The sequence below is a fragment of the Frankia nepalensis genome (assembly GCF_016786325.1).
In the GTDB taxonomy this organism is placed as follows: domain Bacteria; phylum Actinomycetota; class Actinomycetes; order Frankiales; family Frankiaceae; genus Pseudofrankia; species Pseudofrankia nepalensis.
Genome location: NZ_JADWYU010000393.1, coordinates 1 through 12289, shown reverse-complemented (window position 1 = coordinate 12289; position 12289 = coordinate 1). Strand labels below are relative to the sequence as shown.

The 12289-nt window shown below is 73.4% G+C and carries 10 protein-coding genes and 1 riboswitch; of the genes, 9 read left to right on the top strand and 1 reads right to left on the bottom strand.

What is annotated here, in order from left to right; translation table 11 throughout:
- Positions 1 to 137: 137 nt before the first annotated feature.
- Positions 138 to 635: a hypothetical protein gene (locus tag I6A81_RS42605; protein WP_203008570.1), complete on the bottom strand. Its 498-nt coding sequence runs from the start codon at positions 633 to 635 to the stop codon at positions 138 to 140.
- A 421-nt stretch (positions 636 to 1056) separates the two neighbouring features.
- Here I6A81_RS42605 and I6A81_RS42600 point away from each other — a divergent pair, with 421 nt between their 5' ends.
- From I6A81_RS42600 to I6A81_RS42560, 9 genes are all read left to right on the top strand, one after another.
- Positions 1057 to 2265: a class F sortase gene (locus I6A81_RS42600; RefSeq protein WP_203010538.1), complete on the top strand. Its 1209-nt coding sequence runs from the start codon at positions 1057 to 1059 to the stop codon at positions 2263 to 2265.
- A 443-nt stretch (positions 2266 to 2708) separates the two neighbouring features.
- Positions 2709 to 2882, top strand: a riboswitch (cyclic di-AMP (ydaO/yuaA leader).
- An 18-nt stretch (positions 2883 to 2900) separates the two neighbouring features.
- Positions 2901 to 3962, top strand: coding sequence for a C40 family peptidase (locus tag I6A81_RS42595; RefSeq protein WP_203006245.1), 1062 nt, complete (start codon positions 2901 to 2903; stop codon positions 3960 to 3962).
- Positions 3963 to 4407: 445 nt separating this feature from the next.
- Positions 4408 to 5058: a CDP-alcohol phosphatidyltransferase family protein gene (locus I6A81_RS42590; RefSeq protein ID WP_307875264.1), complete on the top strand. Its 651-nt coding sequence runs from the start codon at positions 4408 to 4410 to the stop codon at positions 5056 to 5058.
- 11 nt (positions 5059 to 5069) lie between these two features.
- Positions 5070 to 7583 carry a sugar phosphate nucleotidyltransferase gene (locus I6A81_RS42585; protein ID WP_238430513.1) on the top strand — a complete coding sequence of 838 codons (2514 nt, stop codon included), beginning with the start codon at positions 5070 to 5072 and terminating at the stop codon, positions 7581 to 7583.
- Positions 7584 to 8030: 447 nt separating this feature from the next.
- Entirely contained in the window at positions 8031 to 8426 is a 396-nt protein-coding gene (gene gcvH, locus I6A81_RS42580; RefSeq protein WP_203006248.1) for a glycine cleavage system protein GcvH, read from the top strand.
- 460 nt (positions 8427 to 8886) lie between these two features.
- Positions 8887 to 9432 carry an FHA domain-containing protein gene (locus I6A81_RS42575; RefSeq protein WP_203006249.1) on the top strand — a complete coding sequence of 182 codons (546 nt, stop codon included), beginning with the start codon at positions 8887 to 8889 and terminating at the stop codon, positions 9430 to 9432.
- A 16-nt stretch (positions 9433 to 9448) separates the two neighbouring features.
- Positions 9449 to 10285, top strand: coding sequence for a transcriptional regulator FtsR (gene ftsR / locus I6A81_RS42570; protein ID WP_203006250.1), 837 nt, complete (start codon positions 9449 to 9451; stop codon positions 10283 to 10285).
- Positions 10286 to 10591: 306 nt separating this feature from the next.
- Complete coding sequence (locus I6A81_RS42565; protein ID WP_203006251.1) at positions 10592 to 11077, top strand: bifunctional nuclease family protein; 486 nt, start codon at positions 10592 to 10594, stop codon at positions 11075 to 11077.
- Positions 11078 to 11697: 620 nt separating this feature from the next.
- A complete protein-coding gene (locus I6A81_RS42560; RefSeq protein WP_203006255.1) occupies positions 11698 to 12237 on the top strand; it encodes a MerR family transcriptional regulator in 540 nt (179 codons plus the stop codon).
- The last annotated feature ends 52 nt before the right edge of the window (positions 12238 to 12289 follow it).

The window sequence follows — 12289 nt, the reverse complement described above, 5'->3', positions numbered from 1 at the left end:
CGGACGACCTGACGGTGCAGGCCACCGCGGTCAGCGAGCTGTCCGGGCGCACCGTCGACGAGGTGATCCGCGCCGTGGGGGGGGGGGGGGGGGGCCCCCCGCCGCGCCGTCGGTCGCCGTCGGTCAGGCCGACGGCGTCAGCTGGCGCCCTGGCCGCGGCGGCGGCTCGCGACGCCCGCGGTCAGCAGAAGGGCGCCCAGACCGACACCAGCCAGCGGGGCGAGCGGGACATCGCCGGCGGACATGCCGCCGCCACCCGCGGCGACGCCGCCGCCACCGACCCCGCCACCCACGACGCCGACGCCGACGCCAACACCGACGCCGACCGGGCAGTCCCTGTCCTTGTCCTTGTCGTCAAGGATGCCGCCGTCGAACCAGTCGTCGTCCTTGTCCCTGTCCTTATCGTCCTTGTCGTCGAACCAGCCGTCCTTGTCCTTGTCCCGGTCCCTGCACTCCTTGTCGTCGAACAGGCCGCCGTCCTTGTCGCCCTTGTCGTCGAGAATGCCGTTATCCCTCTGGTCGCCCTTGTCGCCCTCCAGGGCGTGGGCGACACCGAGGCCAGGTCCGAGGGTGAGGATGAGGCTCGCCGCGCCGGACAATCCCAGCAGGGCTGCGCTACGTCCCAGGCCCTTCATGAGGTCCCCTCTCTCACAGACTGTGACTGTCACATAACTGCGAGCGACAACATAGCCACTCCATGGCCGGATCCGGGGCAGCCCGCATGGGCGTGGTGAACCCACGTGAGCCACGGGCGGAAGAGCGCGGGCGGTTGTGGGCCACTGACGGTGGATTGCCCACGGCGGCGCGGTGTCCGGCGTTCCCGGCCGATTCTTCCCGGGCCGTTCGCGAACCCTCGGCGGCTATTCTCCAAAATTCGAGGCCACGGCGTTGCCCCGGTTGGTCTTCCGTGTTCTTCTCGTCCGTTTTCGCCGGCCGCGCGAATAGATTTCACGGGCTGGCGCCGGATACGGCGTCGTCAACCGGGAGAACGACCGCGGGCGCCTTAGCATCGCCGCGTCGGGGCAGGCCGGCCACGGGAGGGATCCGGTGGGGGAGATGCGCGGGCGACGCGAGCCAGAATCAGAGCCACGGCCCGGCCGGACCCGGCCCGGCCGTGGCTCTGGCGGGCCCGGCGGCGTCTTCCCCCACGCCACCGGGGGGAGCCGCGGCGGGCGCGCCCGCGCAGACGACCATGACCGCCGGGCCCCGAACCGGCGCGCCCAGGCGGGCCGCTACGAGCGCCACCGGCTCGAAGAACTCGAGCCCCTGGGACCGGCCGCGCCGGGTGTCCCCGGCGCCCCCGCCCCCGGTCGGGGCCGGTCCCGGCACCGGTTCGGCGGGCCGCTCCTGCTCGCCGGCGCGGTGCTCGTCGTCGGCAGCGGGTTTCGGCTCGCGGCGCCCGCGCTCTCGCCCGACGACGTGCCCGCCGGCCGGGCACTGCCGCCGCCGACGGTCGCGGCGACGCCCTCCGTGGCCGAGCCCTCCACGGCGGCGGCCCTCGCGGTCCCGCCGCCCGTCGTGCCCGACCCCGTCCGGCTGCGGATCGCGGCGATCGCGGTGGACGCGCCGGTCGTCGGCCTGGGGCTGACCCCGCAAGGGGCGATCGACGTGCCGACGAAGTGGGGGGACGTGGGCTGGTACCAGCAGGGGGTCGCGCCAGGGGCCGTCGGTCCGGCTGTGCTGGTGGGCCACTACGACTCGAAGAAGGGCCCGGCGGTCTTCTACCGGCTGCGCAACCTGCTGCCCGGCGACCAGATCGAGGTGGTCGGCGGGTCCGGGACAACGGCCGCGTTCGTCGTCGACCGGCTTGAGACAGTGTCGAAGGCGGCGTTCCCGGCCGAACGGGTCTATGGCCCCGTCACCCGCCCGGAGATCCGCCTCATCACCTGTGACGGCGGCTTCGACGAGCGGACCAACCACTATCTGGACAATCTCGTCGTCTATGGGCACGCCGTGAGCCCTCCGCCGCCGGCGCCAGCGTCCGTGCCAGTGCCAGTGCCAGCGTCCGTGCCGGCGCCCGCGTCAGCGTCCGTGTCCGTGCCAGCGCCAGCGCCCGCGCCCGCGTCCGCGTCCGTGCCGGCGCCAGGGATGGTGCCGGCGTCCGCGTCGGTGCCAGCGCCCGCGTCGGCATCCGCGTCCGTGCCGCCGCCCGCGGGCGGCGGCACGGCGGGCCCGACGCCGGCGCCCGCCGCGCCCGCGGCCCCGCCTCCGGCATCCGTGCCGGCGCCCGCCTCCGCGACCGCGCCGAGGCCCATACCCGCGTGATGCGCGATGGTCGGCGTGTGCCCGGCACCCGATGGCGCACGCTTGACCAAGCAATGTCGCGTGGCCGCCCGGAGAGCCCCCGGACCTCCTGGAATTTCGCCCGTAAGGACTTTGGTCCCTACGCGTTCTAGGGACCAAAGTCCCTGGCGCGCCACGCCTGGCGCGGGTGCGACTGGAGATTCCTCTCCGTGCCCACAACGAGAAGTCAACTTCCTTCGCGCGGGTACCGATCGGCGGGGCGGTCCACTGGTGCCCCGTACTTGTCGCCCCTGCTCGGGGTGCCCGAGCGGAACCTCGTCGACATGCGCCCGAAACCCCGGGAAGGTGTCCAACTGTTGTGTTTACGGTGGTTGGAGGCCCCGCTATGCCATCCACTAAGGTCAGCAATGCAACATTCTTCACCTAAGGCAACAATGCGTCGGGCCGAAACGCCGAGTCCTGCCCTTGGCCTGACGCTCCCTCCGACATGCCGGGCAGGAGCGGGGGACCCACAGGTTCCTCTGGACGAGGCCGTTAGTCCGGCCGGGTCCTCGGGGTGAAGCCGCCTAAGGGCGGCCGGGCGGCGGTGAGGCTGTCCGAACCCGACAGCTGACCTCGCAGGCGTCAGGGAAGGACGCGCGTTGTCCCGTCGTGGCATGGCCTGGCTCCCGGACGACTGGGACGAGCTTGTCCGCGGCCGGCATCGCACGGAGGGCGCCCCGGACGGGGCCCGCCGGCGGTCCGGCAACCAGCCGCGCCGGGTCAGCACCATCGCCGCGTTCACGACCGGCACGCTCGCCGTCTCGACCGCCGCGTTCGCCGCCACGGTTCCCTCCAGCTCCGACGCGCCGACGACCGTCGACCCCGCAAGCCCGCAGACGACGACCTACGAGGCCAACACCCTCGGCGCCGCGCTGGCCGGCGACGGTTCCGGCGGGTCAGGTGCCGCCGCCTCGGGCGGCTCGGCCGGTGGCGGCGGCCTCGCCGCCGCGGTGTCCAACCCGGACCCGGTCTTCACCGACCTGACACTCGCCGCCGACAAGACGACCGTCGAGCCGAACGCCCCGGTCGTGCTGACCGTGAAGGCCACCGAGGCGATGGGTGGCGCCCCGCTGGCGCACCAGCAAGTCAAGATCGTCGTCGTCGACGGGCCGAAGTGGACCGCCACCACGACGCTCACCACCGATGACCAGGGCAACGCGAGCATCACCGCGCGGCTGCTGAGCACCACCACGATCACCGCGGTCTTCGATGGCGGGAGCACGCTGCGCCCCTCGGTCGCCGACGCGGCCACCATCACCATCCAGCAGCGCCGGACGAACCAGGGCTACCTCGACAGCGGGATCCCCACGGTCGTGCCCGGCAGCACCATCGGCGAGAAGGCCGTCTACCTGGCCTCGCTGCAGAAGGGCAAGCCGTACGTCTACGGCGCGGCGGGCCCGTACTCGTTCGACTGCTCCGGCCTGGTCCAGTACGTCTTCAAGCAGCTGGGCCGCAGCCTGCCGCGCACCGCCGAGCAGCAGTACCGCGTCTCCACGAAGGTCTCGCAGGCGGGCAAGCAGCCGGGCGACCTCATCTTCTACGGCAAGCCGGGCGGCATCTACCACGTCGGCATCTACGCCGGGAACGGCTACATGTGGGCCGCCCCGCAGACCGGTGGTGTCGTGTCCCTGCGCCCGATCTACAGCTCGTCCTACCTCGTCGGCCGGATCATGTGACGGCCGCTCCAAGGCGCGCTGAGCGCGCCGCTCGCGGCTCGTCGTCGGACGCCCCGCGCCCGACTGGCCTGGTTTCGGGGTCGGTGTACATGGTGGTGCTCGGTCCTCATCCTGTTCGGTGACGTGGTCGGTCTCGCGGCCGGCGGCGCTGGTGGTCGCCGATGCCCGCGGGCACCGCGAGCGGGCGGGTGCCGACCGGCGCGGACTCCGTCGGGCCGGTCATCGCGGCCATCCGCTAGCGTCGTGCCGGTGAGGAGGCGTCGGCGCTGGCCGGCGACCCCGCGGCCGCGCCCGTGTCCGGTCGACCCGGCACGGACATCCGCGCGTCTCCTTGTGCCCGTAGTGTTGGCGCAGACCGCTGGCGAGGGGGAGGGGAGACCGCATGACTGGCGCAGCGCCTCCACCCGTTGGCCCGGCGCCCAGTGACCCGGCTCCCAGCGATCCCGTGCCCAACGCTCCGGCGACCGGCGACCCGGCGCCTGTCGACCCGGCGACCGCCTCCGAACGGGTCCTCACCGTACCCAATTTGCTCTCGGCGCTGCGCCTGCTCGGCGTACCGCTGTTCCTGTGGCTCGCGCTCGGACCGCGCGCCGACGGGTTCGCGCTCGCCGTGCTCGTCTTCGCCGGGGTCAGCGACTACCTCGACGGCCGGCTCGCCCGGGCGCTCAACCAGACCAGCCGGCTCGGCGCCCTGCTCGACCCGGCCGCGGACCGGCTCTACATCCTCGCCACGATCGCGGCGCTCACCATCAGGGGGATCATCCCCTGGTGGCTGGCGGCCCTCGTCGTCGGCCGGGACGTGTTCATCACCCTGCTGCTGATCCCGATGCGCCGCCTGGGGCTCGGCACCGCGCTGCCGGTGCACTACCTGGGCAAGGCGGCCACCTTCAACCTGCTCTACGCCTTCCCGCTGCTGCTGCTCGCCGGCGGCGACGGGTGGCTGGCGACCGCCGTGCGCCCGGTCGGCTGGGCGTTCGCCCTCTGGGGCACCGCGCTGTACTGGTGGGCCGGCCTGCTCTACACGTTCCAGGTCGCCGGCATCGCCCGCGGGCGCCGTGCCCGGCGCCGCCCCGCGACCGCCGGAGGCGGCCGGTGAGGGCCGTCGTCATGGCCGGCGGGGAGGGCACCCGGCTGCGGCCGCTCACCGCGAACGCGCCCAAGCCGCTGCTCCCGGTCGTCAACCGACCGATCATGGAGCACGTGCTGCGGCTGCTCAAGCGGCACGGGTTCGACGAGACCGTCGTGACGGTCCAGTTCCTCGCCGCGATGGTGCGTACCTACTTCGGCGACGGCGACGAGCTCGGCATGCACCTGTCGTACGCGACCGAGGCGACGCCGCTGGGCACCGCCGGCAGCGTGAAGAACGCCGAGTCGGCGCTGCGCGACGAGCAGTTCCTGGTCATCAGCGGCGACGCGCTCACCGACATCGACCTGTCCGAACTGGTCGCCGAGCACCGCAAGAACGGCGCCCTGGTGACGGTCGCCCTCAAATCGGTGCCCGACCCACTGGAGTTCGGCATCGTCATCGCCGGCGAGGACGGCCGGATCTCCCGGTTCCTGGAGAAACCGACCTGGGGGCAGGTGTTCTCCGACACCGTCAACACCGGCATCTACGTGATGGAGCCGGAGGTCTTCGACCACGTCCCCACCGGCGAGCCGGTCGACTGGTCCGCCGACGTGTTCCCCCGTCTCGTCGCCGCCGGCGCGCCGGTCTACGGGCACGTCGTGTCCGGCTACTGGGAGGACGTCGGCACGATCGCGAACTTCCTGCGGGTCCAGGCCGACGTGCTCAACCAGCAGGTCGACGTCGAGATCGGCGGGTTCGAGGTGTCGCCGGGGGTGTGGGTCGGCCAGGACACCGACGTGCACCCGGACGCGGTCCTCAAGGGTCCGCTGGTCGTCGGGGACTACACCAAGGTCGAGGCCGGCGCCGAGCTGCGCGAGTTCACCGTGCTCGGCAGCAACGTCGTCGTCAAGCAGGGTGCCTTCCTGCACCGGGCGGTCGTCGGCGACAACGCGCTGATCGGCCCGCGCACCAACCTGCGCGGCTGCGTGATCGGCAAGGGCACCGACGTGCGCCGCGCCGCCCGGGTCGAGGAGGGCGCCGTCGTCGCCGAGGCCTGCGTCGTCGAGGAGGAGGCGTTCGTCTCCCACGACGTGCGGGTCTACCCGTACAAGACGATCGAGGCCGGCGCGGTCGTCAACACCTCGGTCATCTGGGAGTCGCGCGGGCAGCGCTCGCTGTTCGGTCCGCGCGGCGTGTCCGGCCTGGTCAACGCCGAGATCACCCCGGAGCTCGCCGTCCGGCTCGCCGCCGCCTACGCGACCACCCTGCCCAAGGGCGCGACGGTCACCACCGTCCGCGACGGCTCGCGCGCCGCCCGCGCGCTCAAGCGAGCGGTGATCAGCGCGCTGACCACGGGCGCGATCGACGTCCGCGACCTGGAGGTCGCGCCGATGCCGGTCGCCCGGTTCGACGTGCGCACCTCCGACGCCGCCGGCGGGATCATGCTGCGCACCACCGACGGCGACCCGGAACGCATCGACATCGTGTTCCTCGACGCCGACGGCCACGACCTGTCGCCCGCCGCGGCGCGCAAGCTCGACCGGGTCTTCTCCCGCCAGGAGTTCCGCCGCGCCTTCCCTGGCGAGATCGGTGACCTGCGGCTGCCGGCGCGCACCGCCGACCGCTACACCCAGGACCTGCTCGACCGGATCGACACGTCCGGCGTGGCCGAGGCCGACCTCAAGGTGGTCGTCGACCCGTCCGGCGGCGCCGCGTCGCTGGTGCTCCCGACCCTGCTCGGCCGGCTCGGCGTCGACGTGCTCACCGTCAACGGCCGGCTCGACAACACCGTCACCACCCATTCCGAGGCGCAGCGCCGCGCGGCGGTGGCCCGCCTCGGCGAGCTGGTGGCCAGCTCCCGGGCGGCGTTCGGGGTCCGCTTCGACCAGGCGGGGGAGCGGATCACGATCGTCGACGAGCGGGGCGACCTCATCGACGACGACCGGGCGTTGCTGGTCTTCCTCGACCTGGTCGCGGCCGAGAACCGGGGGGCGGTCGTGGCCGTTCCGGTGACGACCACGCTCGTCGCCGACCAGGTCACCCGGTTCCACGGCCTGACGGTGCGCCGCACGTCGCTGTCCGCGGCCGACCTGCCCCGCGTGTCGCGCGACCCGCTGGTCGTGTTCGCCGCCGACGGGCGCGGTGGGTTCGTCGTCCCCGAGTTCGGCGCCGCCCTCGACGGGCTGGCCGCGTTCGTCCGGCTGCTCGCGCTGGTCGCCAGGACCCGGCTGACGCTGTCCGCGATCGACGCCCGGATCCCACCGGTGGCGGTGGTGCGCCGGTCGGTGCCGACGCCGTGGGCCGCGAAGGGCACGGTGATGCGCCGGGTCGTCGAACACGTCGACGCCGCCGGCGGCGACGTCATCGACACCACCGACGGGGTGCGGGTGGTCCGCCCGGACGGCGCCTGGGTGCTGGTGCTGCCCGACCCGGCCGAGGCCGTCACCCACCTGTGGGCCGAGGCCACCGACCGCGACGAGGCCCGCCTGCTCCTGCGCCGCTGGGCCGGCGTCGTCGAGGCCGACCACCGCGACTCCTTCGGCGGCCGCCGCTGACCGGGCCGGGCACGGCCACGCGCTCCTGACGCGGCCGGCCCACGTCGGGCCGCCCAGGCCCGCGGCGCCGTCGTGGCCCTCGCGTGCCTGGCCGCCGCCCGCGCGGGCCCGCGAGCGCGGGCCACGTCCTGGTGGGCGTCGGCCGGATCGGTGGCGGACGTCCACGACGGAGGCGATGCGGCCGGCCGTCTCGCTGCTCGGTACGGTGCCAACCGAGAGTGCCACGGCGGGCGTCACCGGGCCCATGTGGGGCGTGGCCCCACGGTCCGGGACGTGCGCCGCCACTCCCGCCGCCACGAGCCAACCCGGCCGGGTCGATCGGCTGGGCAGGCCGTCGGCGTCCCCGGGTGGGCGCGCGGCGGCGCGGGCAAGCGCGACTAGGTGAGTGACGACGACGCGGCGCGGCCGGCGGGCCGCGCCGGGGAACAGGCTGGAGGCGGTTGGCCCATGGAAGGCGAGTCGGTGTACCCGGAGGACCTGAAGTACTCGCGTGAGCACGAGTGGGCCCGAGTGGATGGCACGACGGTGCGTATCGGCATCACGTCGTACGCCCAGGAGGCGCTCGGCGACATCGTGTACGTGTCGCTGCCCGAGGTCGGGGCGCAGGTGAAGGCCGGTGAGCCGTTCGGCGAGGTGGAGTCGACCAAGAGCGTCTCGGACGTCTACGCGCCGGCCTCCGGCGAGGTGGTCGCCCGCAACGACGCGCTCGACAGCTCACCCGAACTGGTCAACGCGGACCCGTACGGGGAGGGCTGGCTGATCGAGGTCGCGGTGTCCGACCCGGCGGCGCTGGACGACCTGCTCGACGCCGGCGGATACCAGGAGCACGTCCAGGGCCACTGATCCGCTCTCCCGACTGTCAGTATGCCGACAGTCGGCGCCGGCGGGACCTCTCGGCGGGTGGCCGAAGGTCCCGCCGGCGCCGGTCCGTGGCCGCCTGGGCCCCCTTGGTGGCCACCTTCGGTCGCCGAGCGTGACCATCGTGCTCCTTGCGGTGGCGATCCGCGGCCACTCCGAGGTGGAAGCGCGTGACGCCACGCCGAGAACTGTTGTCGCACCCTTTTCACGAGCCTGCCCCTGATGCACTAGCCTCGGTGTGCATCATCGGTAGACGGCGACGGTGCTCGTCGACCAGTGGTCCGGTGACCCTGGTCCAGGCCGCGCTTGACGACGTGTTCTGGGGGTGGGCGGCGTGGTTCGACGGCCCCCTCGGATTGGGAAATCAACGTTCTCGCCACCAGGTCGGTGGCCCGAGCGGCCGGTGGCCCGCGCCCGCGGGCGTCGGCAGGAGGCGGACGCGACCGTGTTCTGCACGAGGTGCGGACAGCACAACCCACCCGACGCGCTGTACTGCGCGCGGTGTGGGTCACCCCTCGTACGCCCCGGCGAGCCGGTCGCGCCCGAGCGACCAGACCAGACCTCGGCGCTGAACCTGACGACCGCGGCCCTGCATCGGATCGAAGGCGACCACGTCGACGAGTCGACCGAGCGGGACGCGGTCGCGGCGGTGGACGCGCTCCCGCCGGGGTCGGCGCTCCTGGTGGTCAAGCGAGGCCCGAACGCGGGCAGCCGCTTCCTGCTCGACGCGGACCTGACCACCGCCGGGCGGCATCCGGAGAGCGACATCTTCCTCGACGACGTCACGGTCTCCCGCCGGCACGCCGAGTTCCTGCGCTCGCCCTACACCAAGGGCTTCACGGTGCGCGACGTCGGCAGCCTCAACGGCACCTACCTGAACCGGGAGCGCATCGACGCCGCGGACCTCACCAGCGGGGACGAGGTGCAGATCGGCAAGTTCAGGCTGGTGTTCCTGACCGGTGCCCCCTACCCGGGGGGTGGTCCGTTGTGACGTCGGTGAGGCCGCGGTGAGCTCCCGGCTGTCCGCCGCCGCGGCGGCCGCGGCGCCGGCCGCCCTCGGTTCCGGTCAGTCCCGTGTGGCCCGGCCCACCCGGCGGGTCGGGCACCCGTCCGCCGACGCCGAGGCCGACGCCCGGCTGACCGCGAAGGTCCTCAACATCGGCGAGGTGCTCGACCGCCTGCGTGTCGACTACCCGGACATCACCCTCTCCAAGATCCGTTATCTGGAGGCGGAGGGCCTCGTCGAGCCGGCCAGGACGAGCGCGAACTACCGCAAGTACTCGGCGGCTGATGTCGCCCGGCTCGCCTACGTCCTGCACGCCCAGCGGGAGCGGTATCTCCCACTGCGGGTGATCAAGGACGAGCTGGCGGCGGTGGATCGCGGCGAGCTGCCCGCGGCGGCGCCGCCCGGGCCGCGGGCGGTGCCCTCGAGCCCGCCGGCCACCGGCCTGGACGTGCTGCTCGGGGCCGAGCGGGTGCGGATGTCGCGCCGCGAGCTGCTCGCCGCCAGCGGGCTCGACGACGAGGCGCTCGCCGAGCTGGAGCGCCACGGCCTGCTGCGCGCGGTGTCCGGGGGCGGCTACTACGACGCGGACGCGCTCGTGGTGGCCCGGACCGTCGGCCTGCTCACCGCGCACGGCATCGAGGCCCGGCACCTGCGCGCCGCCCGGGCGGCGGCCGACCGGGAGGCCGGGCTCATCGAGGCCGCCGTCGCCCCGCTGCGCGCCCCGCGAGGCGGCGACGGGGACACCAGCCTGCCCCGCGACTCCGTCGACGAGCTGGCCCTGCTCCTGGTGCGCCTGCACGCCGCCCTGCTGCGGACCCGTCTCGGCTCCGGCCGGTAGGGGCGGAAGCGGACGGTCCCCCGCGGCGGCGCTCCCGGCGGCCGCCGGGCCCGTGACACCCGCCCCGGTGATCCTCCGGTGCCCACCCTCCCGTTTCGGCAACTGGGGCCGGCCGAACGGTCGGGCGCGCTGACGGGCGGGGCGCGGCGGAGATACTGTCTCCAGAGTGGGCTTTTGCGGGCCCGACGTGGTGGGCTCGTGAGAGTGCTGGGCGCTAGGGAGTACTGGGCGCTGGGTGGCTGTCCAGGGCAGAGGCGGGCTGTCGGCGGGGATCTCCCCGGGCCACCCGCGCGAGGAGGTAGATCGGTGCATCGGCTGGACATCGTCGGAGTGCGAGTCGAGCTTCCCTCGAAGCAGCCGATCGTCCTGCTCAAGGAGGTCGGGGGGGAGCGGTACCTGCCGATCTGGATCGGCGCGGTCGAGGCCACGGCGATCGCCTTCGCGCAGGAGGGGATAACCACCGCCCGCCCGATGACCCACGACCTCATGCGTGACGTGCTTCGAGCCCTGCAGACCGAGCTCACCCAGGTGACCATCACCGACCTGCAGGACGGTGTGTTCTTCGCCACCCTGCGGTTCGCCAACGGTGTCGAGGTCTCCGCTCGTCCGTCGGACGCGATCGCGTTGGCGATGCGGATGGGCGCGCCGGTCTACGGCGTCGAGGCGGTGCTGGCCGAGGCGGGCATCACCGTCCCGGAGGAGCAGGAACAGGAGCAGGAGAACGAGCTCGAGAAGTTCCGCGAGTTCCTCGACACGATCTCTCCCGAGGACTTCAACACCCCGGGCTCGTAGCCAGCCCGGGCGGTACGCGGCGGGCCGGTGAGACGCCAACCCAGGTTGGCCTCACCGGCCCGCCGCGTTTTCCGGGGCCGCGCGGCTGGGGCCGCCGGCTTGCCGATCGCGCCGCCCCGGGTGATCTGATGGCATTTCGCCGTGCGCCGGGGAGTGCTGGCGTAGGCTGAAAAAACGGTTGACGGAAGCTTGGCGGGCCCTGAAGCCGTTGGGTACCGATTGCGGTGGGTTTGCGAGCTGCTTGGTGGGTGTTTGGGGCGCATCCGTCCGTTAGACGAGCTTTGTCGGCTGGGCGGGAGACACGCCGAACTGGATCGTTGAAGCGACGGCGCGGCGCTCCTACGGTCGGGGAGTCCGCCTAGGAGCTCGCGTCTGCCGTGCGCCCGGTCGAGGGACCGGCCTTCGGCCGGGTTCGGTGGCCATGCCACGGGGGGAGGCCAGGTCACAGGGGAGCGCGTCCGGGTCCACCCGGGGGCGTCGATGGAGGCCAACGTCCGCCTGGGGCTCCAGGCCACAGAGGAGGCGCGGCATGTTCCCACACCGCGCCCGGGGCATTTCCGCCTTTGTCATCACTGGTGAGACGAAAGGTCGGGGGCGTGGCGACCGGAAACGGGACGGCGATGATCGAGCAGGGTGAGCTCTTCCCCGACGAGCTGCCCGGGCCGCCCGGCGACGACGTCGGCTACCGCGGCCCGACGGCCTGCGCGGCCGCCGGCATCACCTACCGCCAGCTCGACTACTGGGCGAGGACCGGGCTGGTGGTGCCCAGCGTGCGCGGCGCGTCCGGGTCCGGCAGCCAGCGGCTCTACTCCTTCCGCGACATCCTCGTGCTGCGGGTCGTGCGCAAACTGCTCGAGGCGGGGGTGTCGCTGCAGAACATTCGTTCCGCCGCGGAGCACGTCCGCTCCCGCGGCGTCGACGACCTCGCCGAACTGACGCTCATCAGCGACGGGTCGACGGTCTACGAATGCACCTCCGACGACCAGGTCATCGACCTGGTGCGCGGCGGACAGGGCGTGTTCGCGATCGCCGTCGGCCGGGCCGTGCAGGACATGCGCGGCCAGCTGGCCTCGCTGCCCTGCGAGCGCCCAGGCCAGCCATCCGAGACCCACCCGGGCGACGAGCTCGCCGGCCGCCGCGCCCGCCGCAGCTCCGCTTAGGGCGGTCGCCTCAAGGTCGCTAGCGCGCCCATCGGCGCTCCGCCGTGGGGGG